Annotated in this window: 18 protein-coding genes and 1 pseudogene; 9 read left to right on the top strand and 10 right to left on the bottom strand. The window is 64.8% G+C overall.

Annotated elements, in window-relative coordinates; genetic code table 11:
* Positions 1-93 precede the first annotated feature (93 nt).
* Together QK287_RS16915 and QK287_RS16910 are read right to left on the bottom strand one after the other, a co-directional pair.
* Positions 94-1,860: an FAD-dependent oxidoreductase gene (locus QK287_RS16915; protein WP_282360884.1), complete on the bottom strand. Its 1,767-nt coding sequence runs from the start codon at positions 1,858-1,860 to the stop codon at positions 94-96.
* Positions 1,861-2,050: 190 nt separating this feature from the next.
* Positions 2,051-2,152 (bottom strand): annotated as a pseudogene (locus tag QK287_RS16910) (LysR family transcriptional regulator); the annotation flags it as partial.
* Positions 2,153-2,247: 95 nt separating this feature from the next.
* Here QK287_RS16910 and QK287_RS16905 point away from each other — a divergent pair.
* The 8 genes from QK287_RS16905 to QK287_RS16875 all read left to right on the top strand — a co-directional run bounded on the left by QK287_RS16905 (position 2,248) and on the right by QK287_RS16875 (position 10,965).
* Positions 2,248-3,150, top strand: a complete 903-nt coding sequence (locus QK287_RS16905; RefSeq protein WP_282360883.1) for a LysR substrate-binding domain-containing protein — start codon at positions 2,248-2,250, stop codon at positions 3,148-3,150.
* 171 nt (positions 3,151-3,321) lie between these two features.
* Positions 3,322-4,707: an MFS transporter gene (locus QK287_RS16900; RefSeq protein ID WP_282360882.1), complete on the top strand. Its 1,386-nt coding sequence runs from the start codon at positions 3,322-3,324 to the stop codon at positions 4,705-4,707.
* Positions 4,704-5,612, top strand: a complete 909-nt coding sequence (locus QK287_RS16895) for a shikimate dehydrogenase (protein WP_253032994.1) — start codon at positions 4,704-4,706, stop codon at positions 5,610-5,612. The genes QK287_RS16900 and QK287_RS16895 overlap by 4 nt, the downstream gene beginning before the upstream one ends.
* A gap of 2 nt (positions 5,613-5,614) precedes the next feature.
* Positions 5,615-6,355 (top strand): SDR family oxidoreductase, encoded by a 741-nt coding sequence (locus tag QK287_RS16890; protein WP_282360881.1) that lies wholly within the window; start codon positions 5,615-5,617, stop codon positions 6,353-6,355.
* Positions 6,356-6,422: 67 nt separating this feature from the next.
* Positions 6,423-8,483, top strand: coding sequence for a Gfo/Idh/MocA family oxidoreductase (locus tag QK287_RS16885; protein ID WP_282360880.1), 2,061 nt, complete (start codon positions 6,423-6,425; stop codon positions 8,481-8,483).
* Complete coding sequence (locus QK287_RS16880) at positions 8,480-9,013, top strand: aldo/keto reductase (protein WP_348774721.1); 534 nt, start codon at positions 8,480-8,482, stop codon at positions 9,011-9,013. Before QK287_RS16885 ends, QK287_RS16880 begins: the two co-directional genes overlap by 4 nt.
* Positions 8,991-9,140: a hypothetical protein gene (locus tag QK287_RS18540; protein ID WP_348774722.1), complete on the top strand. Its 150-nt coding sequence runs from the start codon at positions 8,991-8,993 to the stop codon at positions 9,138-9,140. The genes QK287_RS16880 and QK287_RS18540 overlap by 23 nt, the downstream gene beginning before the upstream one ends.
* 13 nt (positions 9,141-9,153) lie before the next feature.
* Positions 9,154-10,965 (top strand): FAD-dependent oxidoreductase, encoded by a 1,812-nt coding sequence (locus QK287_RS16875; RefSeq protein WP_282360878.1) that lies wholly within the window; start codon positions 9,154-9,156, stop codon positions 10,963-10,965.
* Positions 10,966-11,412: 447 nt separating this feature from the next.
* Here QK287_RS16875 and QK287_RS16870 read toward each other — a convergent pair whose 3' ends face one another.
* Both QK287_RS16870 and QK287_RS16865 read right to left on the bottom strand, forming a co-directional pair.
* On the bottom strand, positions 11,413-12,033 hold the full coding sequence (locus QK287_RS16870; RefSeq protein WP_226773771.1) for a hypothetical protein: 621 nt from the start codon (positions 12,031-12,033) through the stop codon (positions 11,413-11,415).
* 467 nt (positions 12,034-12,500) lie between these two features.
* Entirely contained in the window at positions 12,501-12,638 is a 138-nt protein-coding gene (locus QK287_RS16865; RefSeq protein WP_226773770.1) for a hypothetical protein, read from the bottom strand.
* A 213-nt stretch (positions 12,639-12,851) separates the two neighbouring features.
* Between QK287_RS16865 and QK287_RS16860 the strand changes: the two genes are divergently transcribed.
* Complete coding sequence (locus QK287_RS16860; RefSeq protein WP_226773769.1) at positions 12,852-13,949, top strand: hypothetical protein; 1,098 nt, start codon at positions 12,852-12,854, stop codon at positions 13,947-13,949.
* Between the two features lie 477 nt (positions 13,950-14,426).
* On the opposite strand, the gene QK287_RS16855 is transcribed toward QK287_RS16860, so the two are convergent.
* The 6 genes from QK287_RS16855 to QK287_RS16835 form a co-directional block, all read right to left on the bottom strand.
* Positions 14,427-15,254: a hypothetical protein gene (locus QK287_RS16855; protein ID WP_226773768.1), complete on the bottom strand. Its 828-nt coding sequence runs from the start codon at positions 15,252-15,254 to the stop codon at positions 14,427-14,429.
* Positions 15,149-15,508, bottom strand: a complete 360-nt coding sequence (locus tag QK287_RS16850; protein ID WP_282360876.1) for a hypothetical protein — start codon at positions 15,506-15,508, stop codon at positions 15,149-15,151. The genes QK287_RS16855 and QK287_RS16850 overlap by 106 nt, the downstream gene beginning before the upstream one ends.
* Positions 15,509-15,900: 392 nt before the next feature.
* Positions 15,901-16,233: a helix-turn-helix transcriptional regulator gene (locus QK287_RS16845; RefSeq protein ID WP_282360874.1), complete on the bottom strand. Its 333-nt coding sequence runs from the start codon at positions 16,231-16,233 to the stop codon at positions 15,901-15,903.
* Positions 16,230-16,400: a hypothetical protein gene (locus QK287_RS18535; protein ID WP_348774849.1), complete on the bottom strand. Its 171-nt coding sequence runs from the start codon at positions 16,398-16,400 to the stop codon at positions 16,230-16,232. The genes QK287_RS16845 and QK287_RS18535 overlap by 4 nt, the downstream gene beginning before the upstream one ends.
* Positions 16,401-16,412: 12 nt before the next feature.
* Positions 16,413-17,315, bottom strand: a complete 903-nt coding sequence (locus QK287_RS16840; RefSeq protein ID WP_348774723.1) for a site-specific integrase — start codon at positions 17,313-17,315, stop codon at positions 16,413-16,415.
* Positions 17,316-17,867: 552 nt separating this feature from the next.
* On the bottom strand, positions 17,868-18,476 hold the full coding sequence (locus tag QK287_RS16835) for a DUF1349 domain-containing protein (protein WP_326962172.1): 609 nt from the start codon (positions 18,474-18,476) through the stop codon (positions 17,868-17,870).
* Between the last annotated feature and the right edge of the window lie 154 nt (positions 18,477-18,630).

The raw sequence follows: 18,630 nt of genomic DNA, 5'->3' as shown, positions 1-18,630 counted from the left end.
GGCGGTGGTTTGTCGACATCAGGAACGCCCGACGGCGGGAGTGTCCCGCCGTCGGGCGTTCCTGGGGCTAATAGGGAAACCAGGCGCTTGGTATCAGAGCGCGGGGAGGCTGCCCTCCAGACTAGCCGCGGCCTGGGCTGTGGCGGCCGCGTGGCGGGCCGCCTGCCAGCCGAAGGTCATGCCGGCGCCGACCTGCACGCCTGCGCCGGGGTATTCCGAGCCCATGACCGACGCGGCGTCGTTTCCAGCGGCATAGAGTCCGGCCACCGGTTTGCCCTGGGTATCAAGTGCCTGCCCGTTTCCGTCGGTGAGCACCCCGTAGGCGGTGGCCAGCGGTGTGGGCACGACGGCCATCGCATAAAAGGGCGCCTTCAGCAGCGGCCCGATGTTCGGGTTCGGCCCATGGTCCGGGTCCCCGGCCACCTGACCGAAGAGCAGCTCGCCCTTGTGGAAGTCCTCATCCACGCCGGTGGCGGCAAACCCGTTGTAGCGCTGCACGGTCGACTCCAAGCCCGCGGCGTCCACGCCGATCTGCGCCGCTAAGCCGGTGAAGGTCTCTGCCTCGTAGAGATAACCGTCCTTGATGTAGCGCCGCAGTGCCGCACGCGGCAGGTGGGGCATCGTGATCATGCCCAGCCCGTACTTTGCCAAGGTCCGCGAGTCCACGACCAGCCAGGCCGGCACCGCGGCGGCGTCCGGGGAAGCGAACATGGCCCGCACGAAACGGTGGTAGGAACAGGATTCGTCCACGAAGCGCAAGCCGTTAGAGTCCACGGCGATCACGCCGGGACGGGCACGGTCCCAGATGTGCGGGAAGACCACGCGAGAACCGTCCCTTCGTCGTCCGATGGAGCTGGGGAACCACAGTGCGTTTTCCCCGTTATCCCTGGCCAGCGTGGCACCGGCCTCCCTGGCCAGGGACAGCGTGTCTCCGGTGGACCCTTCCCCGGCCCGCGAGTAGAGCGGCGTGGGGGAAGGCAGCAACTTCTTTCGCATTTCAGCGTTTTGGGCGAAGCCGCCGGCGGCAAGCACCACGCCTTGGCGGGAACGGACGCGCAGGCGCCTGCCGTTCTGCGCAACCACCGCACCGACAACACGGTCCCCGTCCTTAAGTAGTTCGGTGGTTTGCGCACCGAAGAGGAATTCCACCCCCCGCTTGCGCGATTCGTGGAACATTCGGGCCACAAGCCCGTTGCCCATCACCAGGCGCGTGCCTCGCGGACGGGTGAGCCGGTCAAGTGCCCACCGCAGGCCGAGTTGTGCAGCCAGAGCCACGGCCTTGCCACGCTCAGCCAGCGAGCCGTTGTAGAGCTTGAGCAAGGCGGACACCTCCGCGCGGCGCAACATCAGGGTCCCGCCCAGAAGAGCGAACTCGGGTACCGGCGGACGGACACGGCCGAAGTCGGCCTTGTCCAACAGGCGCCCGTCGAAGGGGTCAGGTTCCAATGCGCGTCCGGTCTTACCAGTCTCGGGAAGTTCGGAGTGGTAGTCGACCACGGCAGGGGAGCGACGGAAGGTGACGCCAAGGTCATGCATCGCGTCCAGCATCTTCGGCGCGGCGTCCAGATAGGCGAGCCAGCCTTCACGCGGGGCCTTGCCGCTCACCACGGCATCCAGATAGCGAGCGGCGCGGTCGTAATCGTCCAGGATTCCGTCTTCACGCTGGAATCGGTTGTTGGGCACCCAACAAGTCCCGGCCGAGTACGCGGTGGTTCCCCCGAGGAATTCGGTTTTTTCCAAGACCAGGACTTCCGAGCCCTGGGCGGCGGCGGTCAACGCCGCTGAAAGCCCCGCCGCTCCGGTACCGAGCACCAGAAGGTCCACTTCCTGATCCCATTTGTCCGACAGGGGCGTTTTCATGTTTCTCCTTCGCGCACATCTGTGTGCGTCGCGTGCTGTATGTCCTCCTCATTATGGGCGCCATACAATGTAGCGTCTATGACTAATTAGGTTACTGATTATGTGCAAAACAAGAATAGTCCGAGTCTGACGCGCTGGACCGACATGCCGCCGTCATACCGGGACGAGGAACCTGGCGCCGAGGTTTTGCCAGCTTCTTGATGGTCTGGCTCAGTGGGGACTGTGCCATGCGCAGGCGGCTGGCGGCCCCGCCGAAGTGGAGCTCCTCCGCGACGGCCAGAAATGCCTCGATTTACGCAAGCTCCCTGTGCTGGTCCGGTGGGGTAATCCCTGAAAGCCAAGCCCCCTGTCGGTGCGATGTTCAGGTAAAGGGTACATTCTGAAGACATGACAGAGATCCGTTGGCTTGAAGCGTTCGTTGCGGTGGCCGAAGAACTGCACTTCGGCCGTGCTGCTCAGCGCCTGCACACTTCACAGTCCCCGCTGAGCCAGACGATCCGGAAGCTTGAGGCTGATTTGGGGACGCGCGTTTTTGAGCGCAACACCCGAAGCGTGGCCTTAACGCCGGCGGGGTATGCCCTCCTGCCGCGCGCGTACCGTGTGTTGCGCGAGATGCGGCTGGCCCGGGAGGCGGCCCAGGCCGAGGTTGAGGGCGTCCGGGGCAACATCAGAATCGGATTCTCCGGAGCTGTGAACCATCTGACCCTCCCGCCGCTGACCCGTGCCGTGCGCCGGCGTCACCCCGACATCAAAATGGACCTCACGAGCCGTGTGCGCACGGCCGACGGATTGGCCAGCGTCGCGAACGGCACCCTGGACGTTGCCTTCGTGGGCCTTCCCGATACTCCGGTTCCCTCGGTGAGGACGCGGTTGGTCGCAAGGGAGGAAGTCGGGGCGGTGCTGCCGCTGGATCATCCGCTGGCGCAGGAAAAGTCCATCCCCTTGCAGGCTCTGGCGGCCGATGACTTCATCTCTCCGCCGCTGGACGGCTCGTCCTCCATGACCGAAGTGATGCTGGCATCCTGCATGGCGGCCGGCTTCCGCCCGCGCATCGTCCAGGAGTTGTCGGACCCGTACATGGTGCTGACCTTCGTGGCCGCCGGCGTTGGGGTCACCCTCATGAGCAGCGGGATAGCCGGGATCATCCCCTCCGGCGCAACCTATGTGGCACTTGATCCCCCGCAGCACTTCATGAACCACGCCATCGCGTGGTCCGAGGAAAACGACTCCGCTGTGCTGGCGGCTGTGCTCGCCGTCGTCGAGGAGATCTTTCCTGAGATCCCCAACTGACCGCTCCTTATATAGTCGAATTGCAGCATAGTGATAGATTATTTTAGTCGTGGACAAGCTAAGTGATGGCAGCCACACTGGATGGAGAAGCCGCATAGCGCGGCAAACCGTTTCGCAGTCGGCCCACCCGAGGAGCCCCCCGAGACGGTGCCGTTACCTGAAGGGAACACCATGTCAGTGTCGACATCGGCGCCAGCACGCCCCAAGAACAATGCGAAGATCGCAGCCGTTTCGGGGTTCGTGGGCAGCGCACTTGAGTACTACGACTTCTTTATCTTTGGCTCAGCCGCAGCCCTGATCTTCGGCAAGCTGTTCTTCGCTCCCGGCCCCTCAGCAATGCTCCTGTCATTCGCAACAGTAGGCGTCGCATATATCGCACGCCCCCTTGGTGCAGTGATCTGTGGCCACCTCGGCGACAAGTTCGGCCGGAAGAAGGTTCTTCTGCTCACCCTCCTGCTGATGGGTGCCTCAACATTCCTGATCGGCTGCCTGCCCACCTACAACGACATTGGAATGGCAGCGCCGATCCTCATCGTGGCCCTCCGGCTTCTGCAGGGCCTCTCCGCAGGCGGCGAATCGCCGGGGTCAAGCTCCCTCACGCTCGAGCACGCACCTGACAGGAAGCGCGCCTTCTACACGAGCTGGACGATGAGCGGCATCATGTTTGGCATCGTGCTCTCCACGCTGGTGTTCATTCCCGTGGCGTCCATGCCCGAGGACCAGCTGCTTGCCTGGGGCTGGCGCATCCCGTTCCTCGCCAGCGCGCTGGTGACCGTCATCGCCTTTGTGCTTCGGCGCCTCCTGGAAGAGCCCCCGGTGTTCGCGGAAGCCAAAGCGCAGGACGAAGTGGTCAAGGTTCCGATTGTCACCCTGTTCCGGCACCACTGGGTCACCGTCATCCGTGTCACCGCCATGTCGCTGTTCACCATCATCAACACCATCATCAACGTCTTTGCGCTGTCCTACGCCACCTCCGTCGTCGGCGTTGAAAAAGGACTGATGCTGACCGTGATCGCAGTGGCCAACCTCGCCGCAGCGGCCATGGGCCCGCTGGCCGGTATCCTCTCCGACCGCATTGGCCGTAAGCCCGTCTTCGTCACCGGCCTGGTGCTGCAGATAGTGATGATCTTCGTGTTCTTCTCGGCCCTGTCAGCGGCAAATGTTCCGCTGATCTTCGTGACCGGCATCCTTCTGATCGGCGTTGCGTACACCGGGTCGAATTCCATCTACCCCGCTTACTTCCCGGAACAGTTCCCGGTCAAGGTCCGGTACTCCGGTATGGCCATCAGCCTCATGTTCGGCCTGCTCCTGGCAGGCTTCGCCCCGGTCATTTCCGAGCTGCTGATAGGTGGCGACAAAGCCAACTGGGTTCCTGTTGCAACGTTCGCGGCCGTGGCCTGCGCCATCTCGGCCGTCGCAGCACTGCTGGCACCCGAGACGTTCAAGACTCCGACCGCCCTGTTGGGACTGAAAAAATCCGACGTACGGCGCCACGCGGCGTCGTCCATCACCCCGGAAGACGCTTCCGGCGCAGTTGCCCAGAAGGTACGGGCATGAGCCAGCAAACCTTGGCGGGCACTCTGGCGTTCCGCCCGGGGGAAGCCGATGTCAGCCATCGCTTCGTGGTGGGCTTGCTCGGTTCCGGCATCCGCGGATCCCTCACCCCCGGCCTGCACGAAGGCGAGGCCGATAGGCTTGGTCTCGCCTACACGTACCGCGTCATCGATCTTGACGCTATCGGACAACCTGCCGAAAGGTCCGCGGCGCTGGTGCGGCATGCGGCCGATCTCGGCTTCGACGGCCTGAACGTCACCCACCCGAGCAAGCAACTGGTCCAGGACGGCGTGGACGAACTTTCGCCAGAAGCCCGGATCCTTGGTGCCGTCAACACCATCACCTTCCACGACGGCAAGGCCGTGGGCCACAACACGGACCACACCGGGTTCACCGAAGGCCTCAAGGCCGGCCTTCCGTCGGCCTCGACGGACTCCGTGGTGCAGATTGGTGCGGGCGGAGCCGGCGCAGCAGTGGCCTTTGGGCTACTCAGCACCGGAACCCGGCACCTGGTCATCGCCGACATCGAACCGGCCCGGGCGGAGGCCCTGGCCGCCCGGCTCGCCCCGCACTTTCCGGGCAGCCAGCTGTCAGTGACCCGGACCGATGCCGTCGCCGGACGCATCCGGGACGCCGACGGGTTGGTGAACTCAACGCCGATCGGCATGACGGGTCACCCCGGTATTCCCGTGGATCCCGACCTGCTCCACTCCGGGCTGTGGGTAGCGGACGTGATCTACCGGCCGCTCGAAACCGAACTGATCAAGGCAGCCCGCGGCAAGGGCTGCGCCGTCCTCGACGGCGGACGCATGGTGGTGGGTCAGGCCGCCGCCGCCTTCGAGCTCTTCACCGGAATCCCCGCAGATGCCGAGCGCATGCTGGCCGCGTTTCGACAGGCGGTCAGCTAGCTATGGATTCCCAGGCACCGAGCACCATCGCCGAGTCACGCTGCCTGGTGGTCGGGGCAGCCAGCGGCATCGGGTTTGCGACGGCGGCACGCCTCCGGGCGTCCGGCTCCGCGGTGGTAGGGGCGGACCTGCCCTCGGCCACCTGGCCCGCCGAACCGGGCACCTCATCACTCGCCATGGACGTCACCGATCCCGCATCGGTTGCGGCGGCCGTCTCCGCAGCGGCGTTGGAGATGGGAGGGCTCGACGCGGTGGTGAACTGCGCCGGCATCCTGGGACCGGTGGCCCCGGCAGCCGCCACCTCAGTCGAAGACTTCGAACGCATCATGAAGATCAACCTGACGGGAGCGTTCATTCTCTCGCAGGCTGTCCTGCCGCGGATGGCCGAAGCAGGCTACGGGCGGCTGCTCCATATCTCCTCGACGGCGGGCAAGGAAGGCGTTGTCAAAATGCCCGCCTACTCAGCCAGCAAGGCCGGGATCCTCGGCTTGGTCAAGTCACTCGCCAAGGAGTTCGCGCTTTCCGGCGTCACCGTCAACGCCCTCGCCCCGGGCAACGTGGTGACCCCGCTCTTCGCTGAAGTGCCGAAAGAACAGCAGACGGCCCAGGCCGCCAAGATCCCCATGGGCAGGTTCGGGACGCCCGCCGAAGCGGCCGCCCTCATCGAATTCATCGTTTCACCGGCGGCCTCCTACACCACCGGCTCCGTCTTCGACCTGTCGGGCGGCCGGGCCACGTACTAGCCCGGCACCGGCCTCTGCCGGACCGCACCACACTTTCCTACCAGCACCAGAAAGATGGCACTCGTTGATGACCACCCCATCACCTGTCACCGCCCGCCCCCTTCGCATCGGAATCGCAGGCTGCGGGGCGATCTCCCGGAACCACCTCGAGGCCTTTCGCGCCCTTGACGACACCGTCATTGTGGGTGTCTGCGACATCGACCTCCAACGCGCCGAGGACACCGCCAAAGCGTGGGAAATCCCTGCAGCTGTCAATACAGTCCAGGAGCTCCTGGGGATGGACCTTGACATCATCTCGGTCTGCACCCCGCACCCCACCCACGAGGAGGTGGTGCTGCAGGCCGCTGCGGCAGGCGTGAACGTGCTCTGTGAGAAGCCCATCGCCACCGTCCTGGCATCCGCAGAGCGCATGGTCCAGGCCTGCGACGACGCCGGCGTGAAACTCGGTGTTCTCTTCCAGCGCCGGTTCTGGCCGGCCGCCCAGCGCATCCGCATAGCGATCGACGACGGCACCCTGGGCCGGCCGGTCATGGGCCAGTGCTCGGTGATGCTGCACCGCGAACCGGAGTACTACTCCCGCGACGTCTGGCGCGGGACCTGGGCCAACGACGGCGGCGGAGTGCTGATGACCCAGGCCATCCACTACATCGACCTGCTGCAGTGGTTCATGGGAGACGTGGCCGAGGTCTACGGGAAAATCAACACCTACAAGCACGGCGAGCACATCGAAGTGGAAGATTCGGCGACCGCCGTCATCACGTTCACCTCCGGCGCCATGGCCACCCTCGAAGCGTCGACGGCGGTGTCCCCGAGTCTGGGTGTGCAGATCCGGGTCACGGGGGAAACCGGAGCCTCCGCTTCCTTGACCGAATTCCCGGAAGGCAGCGACGGGCGCGTGGACCTGTGGGCCGCGGCCGGGACCATCAGCACCGAGCCCGTCTACCCTGAAGGAGTTGACCCGAACGTCAGCCTCACCACGATCAACGGCCAGCTCATCCCGCACCACACCGCCCAAGTCCGCGATTTTGTCCGGAGTATGCGCGGCGGCGGTGAACCGGCGGTCACCGGCCAAGACGCGACGAAAGCCCTACGCATATTGCTGGCGGTCTACGAGTCATCCCGCACAGGCCTTCCAGTCCGCTTCGGGCCACGGCCGCACCCCACGAACCCTCCGCTACGACGCAGCACAGCCGATCGCCTCTCTCCTGGCAGCAGGCGCCACCCCACACTACGAACTGTGCCTGAACGGAGCACAATCATGACCGGAACCGCACGCAGGCCCATCGGCCTGGCCCAGCTGTCCCTGCTGAACACCGCCCCGCCTGAATTGGTGGGAATCGCCGCCCGGGCAGGCTTTGATTTCATCGGCGCCCGGGTGCGCCCAGTGACGCCCACGGAACGGCCTTACAACCTCCAGCCAGGCTCACCGATGCTCCGCGACACATTGTCCAGGATGCAGGACACCGGAGTGACCGTCCGGGATATCGAATTCCTGCTGCTCGACGGCAGCGACCAGCGCGAAGCATGGCTGCGCATGATGGAAGCGGGCCAGGCCCTGGGGGCAAGCTCCCTCACCGTGGCCGGTGCCGACCCCGACAGCGCCCGACTGATCGGCACGCTGGCCCGGATGACCGAGGACGGCCGCGGATTCGGGATCACCCCCACTCTGGAAGCGATCTCCTACCAGCCCGTCGCCTCGATCGCCCAGGCCGCGGACATCGCCCGCCAAGCCGGCTGCCGGATCGTGGTGGACACCCTGCACTTCAACCGCTATAACGGTCGGGGCGCCGCTGCCCAGTGGGAGGAGCTGCGCGCCTACACAGACCTCGTGCCGCTCTTGCAGTTGTGCGACGGCCCGGCGGAACGGCCAGGCAGCCGCGAGGAGCTCGTCATCGAATCCCGCTCGGAGCGGGGTGTTCCCGGCGAGGGCGAGTTCGGCCTCGTGGCGGTGGTTGCCGCACTTCCGGCCAGCCTTCCGGTCAGTGCGGAGGCACCCTCGGACCGACGGGTGGCGGAACTGGGCGAGCTCGGCTGGGCGCGCCTGCTCAAATCAGGGGTGGACACCGTGCTGACCCAGGCCGACAGGACGCAGCTAAGCGGAAATCTTGACACGGCAGCGGCGAAATGAGCGGCACCACTGCAGAGACCACTACGACGGTACTCGCGCCGGACGTGCGCATACCGCTCATCGGCCTGGGAACCTGGCCCCTGACGGGTGAGGACGCCGCCGCGACGGTGAACCAAGCCATCAACAACGGCTACCGGCACATCGATACGGCCGAGAACTACGCCAACGAGGCCGCCGTGGGGGAGGGCATCCGCCGCAGCGGCATCGACCGCGGGGACCTGTTCCTCACCACTAAGTTTAACACCCAGTGGCACAGCCGGAGCGGAGTGCGGGATGCCTTCGGCCAGGCGGCGCGGCGGCTCGGAACCGAGTATCTGGACCTGTTCCTGGCTCACTGGCCCAACCCCGCCCAGGGGCGATTCGTTGAAGCCTGCGAAGGGCTGCAGGACCTCGTGGAGGACGGCTCCATCAGAGCCTGGGGCGTCTCAAACTTCAAACCGGCACACCTGCGGGCCGTTCAGGACGCCGGCGCAGATCGTCCTCCGCTGGCACGTGCAGCATGGCCACGTGGCGGTGCCGAAGTCCGCTGACAACCAACGCCAACGCGAGAACCTGGACGTCTTCGGTTTCGCCCTGACCCAGCAGCAAATGGCTGCAATTGGTGCACTCGAAACCGGTGCGCCGCCGCGCCTGGACTCCGACACCTACTTCCACTGAGAAAGCACTGAACATGACTGCACCAGCAAATCCTTCATCTGCCCTCCCGAGCCTGGACTGCGATGTCCTGGTAGTCGGCTCCGGTGCGGGTGGTCTGTCCTCCGCCGTGACCGCCGCATATCACGGACTGAAGGTAGTGGTTGTTGAAAAGGCCGACGTCTGCGGAGGTGCCACGTCGTGGTCGGGCGGGTGGGCCTGGACCCCTGGCAACCCGCTGGCCAAAGCCGATGGCGTCAACGAGGACCGCGAACTGTTCCGCACCTACCTTCGCCACCGGCTCGGCCCGAACTACCAAGTAGACAGGGTGGAGGCATTTCTTGAGGCGGTCCCGCATATGGTCGGCTTCTTCCAGGACAAGACCAGCCTCCAGTTTGTGCCGGGAACCAAGATCAAGGACATCTACGGCAGTACTCCCGGCGCGGGCACCGGCCATCGTTCAGTGGGTCCCAAGCCGTTCAACGCCCGCAAGATCAAGCCTGAGCTCCGTGCCAAGATGCGCCACCAGCTCTACGAAACCTCGTTCCTGGGGATGGGCATCATGGCAGGACCGGACCTGGCCAAATTCCTCTCCGCTTCCCAAGGGAACATCAAAGGCATCTTCCACGCCGGCTGTCGGGTTGGATTCCATGTCTTGGACCTCATTACCCACAGGCGCAACATGCAGCTGGTCAACGGGACCGCCCTCACCGGCAGGTTGCTGAAGTCCGCCGATGATCTCGGGGTGGAGATCCGCGTCTCCACGCCTGCCAGGCACCTGTTGACCGACGAGTCCGGGAAGGTGACGGGCGCCGTCGTCAGTTCCCCGGACGGTGAGCTGCGGATCAACGCCTCCCGCGGCGTCGTCCTGGCCGCCGGAGGGTTCCCCAACGACGTCGCACGCCGTAAGGAGTTGTTTCACAAAACCCCCACCGGCCGGGAGCACTGGACCCTGGCACCGGCAGAGACCACGGGCGACGGGATCACAATGGCCCAAGCCGTAGGAGCCCGCTTCGAGACGGAGGTGGCCTCCCCGGCCGCTTGGTGCCCGGTCTCCCTGGTCCCGTACCGCAATGGACGCACCGGAATCTTTCCGCACATTATGGACCGGGCCAAGCCCGGCAGTATCGGAGTGCGCCGGGACGGCAGACGGTTCGTCAACGAGGCCAATGGCTATTACGACTATGTCGAAGACCTCCTGAATGCGACTCCAGAAGGGGAATCAGTGGAGGCATGGCAGATCGCCGACGCGGAGTTCGTCCGTAAGTTCCCCTTGGGGATGGCCAAGCCGCTGCCGGTGCCGCTCTTCCCGTACCTGCGCTCGGGGTACCTGAAGAAGGGCAAGACCCTTGAGGAATTGGCGGCAGCCTGCGGGATTGATCCGCAGGGACTCGCCGCGACGGTCGCTGACTTCAACCGCAACGCGCGGAAGGGCATCGACCCCGTCTTCGACCGGGGGGCCAGCGAATTCAATCGCTACGGCGGCGACCCTAAGAACACCCCCAACCCCTCGCTGCGGCCCCTGCAAAAGGGACCGTTCTACGCCGTCAGGATTGTCCCGGGATCGTTCGGTACCTTCGCGGGGCTTGCGGCCGATTCACGCTCCCGTGTACTGGACAACGATGGCCAGCCCATCCCTGGTCTTTACGTCGCGGGCAACGATCAGGCCTCAGTCATGGGTGGGCACTACCCCGCCGGCGGGATCAACCTCGGCCCGGCCTTGACGTTCGGCTACATCGCCGGCCGCGACATCGCAAACGCGACACACTACGAAGATGACGGCACCCGGGCCCCGGGAGAGCGCGCCGGAAACAACGATGCGACGGTCAAGCAGCCGAGTTTGAATTAGCAGAGGTCGGCCCTGATCTGTCGACGATCCCAAGCCTGCAGTGAGGGGACTGCCCCCGGTTTTGTTGATTCGGTGACCTGCCCCAGGGTGAGTATGTCAACTTAAACGGAGCTCGCCGCTGCGAACGAGCGAATAGACCAGTGCACTTTTGACGTTCAGGACCTCTTGAACCTGCTCCAGGGTCAGCATCCTGGGGAACACGGGTCCCGTCGTCGGCGCAGCGTTCTCGTTCACTTGCTCTGTCCGTTTCGGCATTCTCAATCCACCTCGGTCCGGTGTTGCAGCTCGTCCTTGGTGCGCTGTCCGGGGCGGAGCGATCTGGCGCACATGAAGCCATTCTTACACTCACGAGGATTTGCTCTTGAACTGACGCTCGACCGACAGGCTGGGTGAGTCACCGTGGATTGTGGAGAAAATCTCTGAGCTCGGAGGTTTCAGTGCTCTGACCTACATGTTTGGCATGGGCTCCGGGGAGGAGGGCTCACCGCGGATGGAACTGAAGGTCGCGGCCATGATGCCGGCGACGATGGCGAGGAGGCTCGGCGCAAGAATCGCGGCCGCGATCACGTCTTCGCCGTTCCCCGAGGCGATCGCCAGTCCGACGACGACGGCTGTGAGCACAACGGCCCCGGCCCAGTAGGTGCGCCAGACCACCCGGATCGTTCGTGCCCGCTTGGCGTTCTTCGCGTTCCATTCCCGCCGCACCCGCTGCACCTCGTCGGTGTGGGACTCGGGGCCTTCCCGGAAGGACACGATCGCGGCGTCGGCATCCGCGGGGGTCATGAACTCGCCGAGGAGCCCGCGCACACGGACGAGCACGGCCTCCGCCTGGATCGTGTCGTTCATGCTGTCGTCGAATCCGGTGACGAGGGCGTCGATGAACGCCTGGATGTCGTCGTCCGTCCTCGGGGCTTTGCCTTCGAACTCGCCATCCCAGAGTTCACGGGCCCGTTCGGCAGCGACTGCAGCGGCGAGGTACAGGTGGGCGCGCATCGCTCTCGTCAGAGAGTCGACCGTGAGATTGCTCGTGAGGGCCATGGACTCATTGTGCACGACAAGCTCGCGCATGACGCCAGGGCGGCGATGCGTTGGGCAGCGTGGTTGCCGGCGCACCTCCGCCAATTGGCGGCCGCCCCGTCGTCGGGGTCCCCTGGTAGGCACGGCCCCCGATGAACGGAATGGTCAAGTTGATCCAAAACCGGCGGCGCACTGACCGCGTGCGGAATCGACTTACGCAACGTCCTGAATGACGGCTTGGGAGTCCGGCGCCGACTTACCTGGTCGCGGCCCGAGGGCCTTGGTGAGGGAGGACATGCTCACGCTGAGAGTCGCCGCGATCTCCTGCAGTTTCTTTCCCTGACCCCGCAGGTCTTTAGCCGCCGCAAGTTTCGTCGCCGTCATTGCCGGCGGACGGCCGCCGAGCCGTCCCCTGGCTTTCGCGGGACTGGTAGTGACCGTTGATTGAGTAGTCGGTATTCTTCGGATTTTCTCTGGCTGACTTTGTCGCTGTCGGGATTGGCGGGGTGCGGGAGTTGTTATCGGCTGTGGTTGCCGGGAGCGTATTCGCTCCAGGGTGATCCGGCTTCTGCTGCGATCCTGGTGGTGCTGGTGTGGTGGTAGCCGAGGGCCTGGGCCACCACCGGCGGCATCTGGAGGACGATTTTTCGGATCACTACGGTTCTGCTGGACTGCGGGTCCGTTCTGCCAGATGATCCCGGACGCACTAACGCGGTGACCATGCCGGCGCTGTCGAAGCAGACAACGCCATCGGGAAGACACGCATTCCCCCGTTTGTAAAGTGACTTGACAAATTTCGTCATGATCGGAATGGTGAGGCTACTGGGTTCGCAGGGGGCGGGCCCAGCAGTGATATGGGGGAACTGCGAATGAGTACTGATATGAGGCTCGTCCTAGGCTTTGACGCCGGGTGCCTGGCCTGCAGCAAGATTGCCGAGGACGTTGCTTCGGCTACCGGCGGAAGACTTGAAGTCATGAATCTGTCGTCGCCGGAAATGGTGTCTTGGCGGGTTGTGGCGTTGGGTGAAGATGCGCCGTGGACCCCGACACTCATCGAAATCGCTGACGGTGACGTCTCCGCAAAAACCGGTGCGGCTATGGGGCTTGCAATGATGAGCAGGCTCGGCATGCGCGGAAGCTGGCGGATACTCCAGCAACTGGGAGCACTTCGCCAGCGCAGTGCTGAAAACAACCGTGGACCCGAGCGCGGCGTCAGCCGAAACGTGTTTCTACAAAGTGCGGCCGGGGTTGCGCTCGGCATTTCCATTCTGGCAGGCAGCGGCACCGCGGCCGTCGCCGCATCAGATAAGAAGCGGCGAAATGAACATTGGTTCGATCAGATGTCGGGTACATCCAAGGAAGATCTGACCGGGGGCCAGGCTCTTGCGGCATGGCGAGAATCTTCGGCATCTGCGCACATGTCCAGACTGATGGGGCTTGCATCTGTCCGGCCGGAATCCCGCTCGATGCTCGGCACCGGTGTTGCCGGGGTTGAGGTCTCCGAAGAAATAGTTGACGCGCCCACCGTGAAGGGCGTCCGCCATGCGCTCACTGGCGGCGGAAGCATGGTAGCCGTTGCCTATGTCCATGGAGACACCGTGGTCGCCACCTACGGCGTCACCACAAAGTCCGGAACAAGCAGGCGGCTGACGAGGGTATTCCAAATCACCGGGGCTGAAACATCGCGCCTGATTGCGGAAGCAGACGATGGAGTCGCCACGGACGTCGCCGCCCTGCGTGCCGATCAACCGACAACCACAGCAAGTGGCTGCCCGGATTGCATGTACCGCAGGTGCGACGAACAGAACTGGGGTTGCGTTCAATCATGCTGTTGGGGTTGTGCTTTTGCCTGCGGCAACCCGGGGTCATGCATTGCATGTGCGGTTATCGGCTGCCCCTGGTGTGTAAGCCTGAACTGTTGTAACCGTTCTTCCTGCTACCCCATTGTCAGGTGCGGTCCGTACTAAGGAGTAAGTATGTCAGTTTCAGCCCCACAGGCGACACGGTCCGCCAACTGGAAGGATGGTCTTCTCGCCACGGCGTTCGTTCTGGCCTCAGTTTCAATACCGCTACTCCTATGGCCAAGTGACGGCACCGGAAGGGACATGCTTCTTCGGGTGTTTCTTCTTGGGTGGGCGGCCTGTGGTCTGCTGCTGGCCAGCACCCTCATAGTGCCGACTCACCGCATAAGCTCACAGGTTGTCCAGGGCACTTTGTGGCTTGGCTTGGGACTCGTGTTAGGCCTCAGTCTTGGCACCTTCCCCTGGAATGGGCTGGCCTCGGGACCTGTTTGGCAGATCTGGCTGGCGATCGTCATGTCGGCCGGGTACCTGCAGCAGCTGCAGCGTCGGAGAGCCTGACTCAGGGACCAAAAGCCTTCGCGGCAGCTCATGGGAGTGGCCGGCTTTGCCGCTGTCGGGAATGGCTCGGTGTTGCGGGAGTTGTTATCGGCTGTGGTCGCCGGGCGCGTATCCGCTCCAGGGTGATCCGGCTTCTGCTGCGATCCTGGTGGTGCTGGTGTGGTGGTAACCGCGGCCCTGGGCCACCACCGGCGGCGGCATCTGGAGGACGAGTTGTCGGATCGCTGCGGTTCTGCCGGACTGGGCCGGGACCCCGATTTCCTGCAGCAGATCGCGGATGCTTCCCGGGTCCATGGGTTGCCCGGCCCGGCGCCCCGGGAAGAGCCATCGGGAGGCCGGGTTGGCGGCGGTGGTCATGTTGGGCCTGTCTTCGAGGTATGCCCGCAGTAGCCCGGCCAGCGGTTCCGGAACCGGAGTCGGCGGTTCACCGAGGCGCAGCAGGGTGTGGTCTCCGTAGTTGAGGATGTCGTCGGTGGTGAGCCGGACGATCCGGCTTACCGGTTGGGCGTAGAGCAGAATCAATGAGCCGGCGACGCGGGAGCGTAGCGGCAGGGTTTCGTCGGTGACCAGGCGCCGGAGAGCGGCGAGCCGGTGATGCTGTCCCATTGGGGCAGGGTTTCCCGTGGACCGGACGGGGATGGTCATGGCGGGCATCCGGCCGGTCTTCATGCACCAGCTCAGGAAGGTCGTGGCGGGTCGGCGGGTGGCGTGGTTTTCGCTGTGCCAGGCGTCGAGGTCGGGTTGCCGGCAGTGTTCGGGGAGAGCGCCGCGGCCGGTGAGCCAGGTCAGGAAGGAACCGGCCTGGATCAGCTGCTGCCGGGCCGCGTATGCCGGAGAGTTGCCCAGCGGTCCTTTGCCGGCTTTGGCCCGGAGTTTGCGGAGTTGGTGCCAGGTGGCGAAGCGGTGGAGCACCCGGGTGTGTTCGGGGTCGCGACGGCGGCCAGATGCCCGGTGAGCCATCTCTCGAAGAGCAGGAGTTGCCGGTCGACGGCGGGCAGGACCCCGCACTCCAGGAGTATGTCGCGCAGGTAGGCGGCGGTCCGCCAGTTCGGCAGTTGCTGGAACGCTTCGTGGGTCAGAGCGAGCCGGCCTGAGGCGAGGTCCTGCAGCAGGGCCCGTGGCTGAGCGCGCGTCAGCCAGGCAAGCCCGCTTTTGGTCCGTTGCATCGTCAGCATTCGGTCGAATAGTGGTGCCAGGGGCGGGTGGACGCGGCCGGTGCCGTCATCCAGGAGCGCGCTGAGCCGGTCGGTGAGGGTGCATCTGGGGCAGAGCCGTCCGGCGAGCAGGGGCCCTTCAACCCGGCAGCGGTCGCAGGAGAAGTCGCGGGTGATCCCTGCACATTCCCTACAGACCGGCATCCCTGAGGCGTCGCGGCCCGGCAGCAGCCGTTCGCTCCGGCAGCCCGGGCAGGATCCATGTGTGCGTGTGGCCTTGTCGAAGCACGTCCGGCAGATCGGGCCGTCCGACCAGTTCGCCGCTTTCGCTGCTTGCCGGCCGCAGCGGGCACAGATGCGTATATGCCACCGCTCATACTTCTCGCGGGTGTCGTAGGCGGGACTCACTGCTCGGGGGTAATCCTGGCCCGCTTGGGCCGGATGGTGGCGGCAAGGTCCACGACCTCGGCACCCGCGCCGGCCGTGCGGTGCGGCGTCACGGCCTCCGCCCGGGTGGCGATCAGCTCCGCGGGGGCCACTTCCAGAATGCCGCAGAGCGCGGCGAGGACCGGCAGCGAGAGCCGCTCGGGGATCTGGGTGACCAGCCGCCAGGCCTGCACCGAGGACAGCTCGATGCCGCGCTGGGCCAGCAGGGGGGACAGATCCGAGGCAGTGAAGATCCCCCGGGTAGCCATCACCTCGCGCAGCCGCCATTGATAACTGATGTGTCGTTTCATCGGGCTTTCCTCACCGGCCGCAGGGCGGCCTCCATCGTGGCGTCCAGGGTCCTGCGGAGAGTTCGGGTGCGGAAGTCAGAGGAGACGCAGGTGTAGATCGAGGTGGTCGACGCGTGCTCGTGGCCGACCTGTTCCTGGACGAACCGGGCATCCCAGCCGTCCTCGATCAGGTGCGTGACCTAGGAGCGCCGAAAGGAATGGAAATCCAGACCCTGATCCAGGCCAAGGCTGTCCCGGTAGGTGCAGAAGCGGGTGTTCATCTGGGTGAAGCCCACGCGTGACGAGCGTTCCGAGGGCCGTAAGGCTCCGGGGCCGGCGGTGGGGATCAGCGGGCGGGCCTCCTCGGCCCATTGCTGCAGGATTTCCGCTGACCAGTCGAGGACCGACAGCACGCTGCGGCGCTTGGGCGGGGAGCCCTTCTTCGCCTTGCCGTGGCGGACGTAGAGGACGCCGTACTCCCCGAACTCCGGGCCCCGGGGGTTGCGGCCGAAGTCCACCACATCGAGCATCCGCGCCTCGTTGCGGCGCAGGCCGAAGGCATACGCGGTCTTGAAGAGCATCGCGTCACGGAACGCGGGCAGCCAGCCCTTGCGTCCGCGCCCGCGCACCCGGCCGACCTGTTCGTCCGCGTGGTCGAAGAATGCCTGCAGTTCATCGCGGGTGAAGGCACGCTTGGCCGGGTCCGCCTCCGCTTCCTCGACATGCACGGCGGCGTTCCACTCGTGGATCACCTGCACCGGGTGGGTACCGAACCGTTCCTGGCAGGCCTCGGCCCAGCCGTAGGCGGGGTCGGTAACGAAGTCACAGAAGGAGCGGATGCTCCCCTGGTAGTTCCGCAGCGTGGAGCGGCGCAGGTTCCGGACCGAGCGCAGATCACCCAGCCACTCGTCAACCATCTGCGGTGACCAGGCCCATGGGAAGGCATCCGCGTGGCGGGCGAACGCCCGCACCGCCTTCTCACGGCCCTCGATCGTGGAGAACGCCAGGTTCCGGGCGAGCTGCTGGTTGCGCCACCCGTTCAACATGGCCGTGAAGACCTGCTCGTCCGGCCGCAGCAAGGGCAGGCCTCCGACCCTGGACACGGCATGCTTTACAGCTCTGACCTGCGGAAACGTTTCAAGTGCAGAAGGTTACCGGGCACTCCCACCAGCCTTAGCGCCAGTTTCCCGCGCATTGGTCCAAATGGCCGCAATTTCATTAGGTGTACTACTGCGGTTGGGCCAATGCAACGTCTACGGATGTTTAGGTGACTGCTCGTGCTGACCAGGGCAAACTTCCCATCGCGGTCCAGGGAAAGCCGCGCCAGCGTGGTCATCTTGATCCTTAGCGCTACTTTCCCGCGCATTGGTCCTCGACCCCCAGACAGCGTCCAGCTCCGCAGAGGTCTCGATTCCCTGGGCAGTCACGACTGCTCGCCTGGTCGACGGTGGCCAGGTCCGCACCGCCAAATTGCGTCTCAAGGTCTGGGCTTTGCCGGTAGGCAGCCCACAGCGCGGGCGCGTCCTCCAGCGTCCAGGGGCGAAGTTCGACGGTCATAGCTCTTATCGTGCCCGACGAAAGGCGGGCGCCTTGAATTTGCCCGAAAGCGGATCCTTCACCGCTCCCAGTACGACTCACGGATGAGTGCTGCGGCTTTAGTCGTGTTCAGGGTGCAGGGTTGCATCTGCATCGGTCTCAACCCATCGGGTGAAGGTGGTCGTGAAGTTAGCCCGAGTGGGCGAGGCACAAAATGGGCCGACCTCGGCACTTACTGTTTCATCCAGAGGAGCAACGCGGATGAGCCGGAAAGACTCATCCCCGGCGCGGGCCCTGATGGTGACGGCGTTACCGGCCCTGCTTAGCCGCACTGTGATTTCCCGATTGATCCACTCAGGGACAGGTGCCACCGACCAGTCGGAGACCCCATGTGTTACGACGGCCCCGACCTGTGGGACTCCGTCGGACACCTCCACGCCGGCCTTGATCCAAGAAAATTCCGAAACGTGAAGATAGATCCCCGCCTGGTCGAACTGCTCGGTGTAATTCAGAAGGAATGAAACCTCCACCGCCCCCTCAGCGGGCAGCGGTGCCAACAGGGCATGCGCGCTGTCATGGACGAAGCCGTACGAGGTGTGCCTCCACGCGTCACTGTTCTCGGCTGCGGTTACCCGCAGAGTCCGACCATCCGCGACGACACGCACGGGCGGGTTGCGCCACCTTCCCCGGGCCCAGGAATCGTGTGCTTCCTTTATCACTTGTGTCACGTCAGATCCCCTAAGTCGCTCGTTCAGTCCGTAAGCCCTATTCAAGCAGTGGCACATCCAACACAACGGCGATTGCCCGTTGACCGATCGGCTATGGGACAGGCGGTCATTGCAACAGGAGGTTTTCGATCAGTTCGATCGGTTTCTTGAACTC

This window comes from Arthrobacter sp. AL05 (genome assembly GCF_029960715.1).
GTDB lineage: Bacteria > Actinomycetota > Actinomycetes > Actinomycetales > Micrococcaceae > Arthrobacter.
The sequence above is the reverse complement of the archived record's forward strand: the minus strand, read 5'-3'. Positions and strand labels throughout refer to the sequence as shown.

What these genes read in the sequence shown, in the direction of transcription:
- QK287_RS16915 (WP_282360884.1), bottom strand. Translation starts at nt 1,860, where the DNA reads ATGAAAACGCCCCTGTCGGACAAATGGGATCAGGAAGTGGACCTTCTG.
- QK287_RS16860 (WP_226773769.1), top strand. Translation starts at nt 12,852, where the DNA reads ATGAGTACTGATATGAGGCTCGTCCTAGGCTTTGACGCCGGGTGCCTG.
- QK287_RS16890 (WP_282360881.1), top strand. Translation starts at nt 5,615, where the DNA reads ATGGATTCCCAGGCACCGAGCACCATCGCCGAGTCACGCTGCCTGGTG.
- QK287_RS16850 (WP_282360876.1), bottom strand. Translation starts at nt 15,508, where the DNA reads ATGCAACGGACCAAAAGCGGGCTTGCCTGGCTGACGCGCGCTCAGCCA.
- QK287_RS16875 (WP_282360878.1), top strand. Translation starts at nt 9,154, where the DNA reads ATGACTGCACCAGCAAATCCTTCATCTGCCCTCCCGAGCCTGGACTGC.
- QK287_RS16885 (WP_282360880.1), top strand. Translation starts at nt 6,423, where the DNA reads ATGACCACCCCATCACCTGTCACCGCCCGCCCCCTTCGCATCGGAATC.
- QK287_RS16880 (WP_348774721.1), top strand. Translation starts at nt 8,480, where the DNA reads ATGAGCGGCACCACTGCAGAGACCACTACGACGGTACTCGCGCCGGAC.
- QK287_RS16905 (WP_282360883.1), top strand. Translation starts at nt 2,248, where the DNA reads ATGACAGAGATCCGTTGGCTTGAAGCGTTCGTTGCGGTGGCCGAAGAA.
- QK287_RS16895 (WP_253032994.1), top strand. Translation starts at nt 4,704, where the DNA reads ATGAGCCAGCAAACCTTGGCGGGCACTCTGGCGTTCCGCCCGGGGGAA.
- QK287_RS16900 (WP_282360882.1), top strand. Translation starts at nt 3,322, where the DNA reads ATGTCAGTGTCGACATCGGCGCCAGCACGCCCCAAGAACAATGCGAAG.
- QK287_RS16845 (WP_282360874.1), bottom strand. Translation starts at nt 16,233, where the DNA reads ATGAAACGACACATCAGTTATCAATGGCGGCTGCGCGAGGTGATGGCT.
- QK287_RS16870 (WP_226773771.1), bottom strand. Translation starts at nt 12,033, where the DNA reads ATGCGCGAGCTTGTCGTGCACAATGAGTCCATGGCCCTCACGAGCAAT.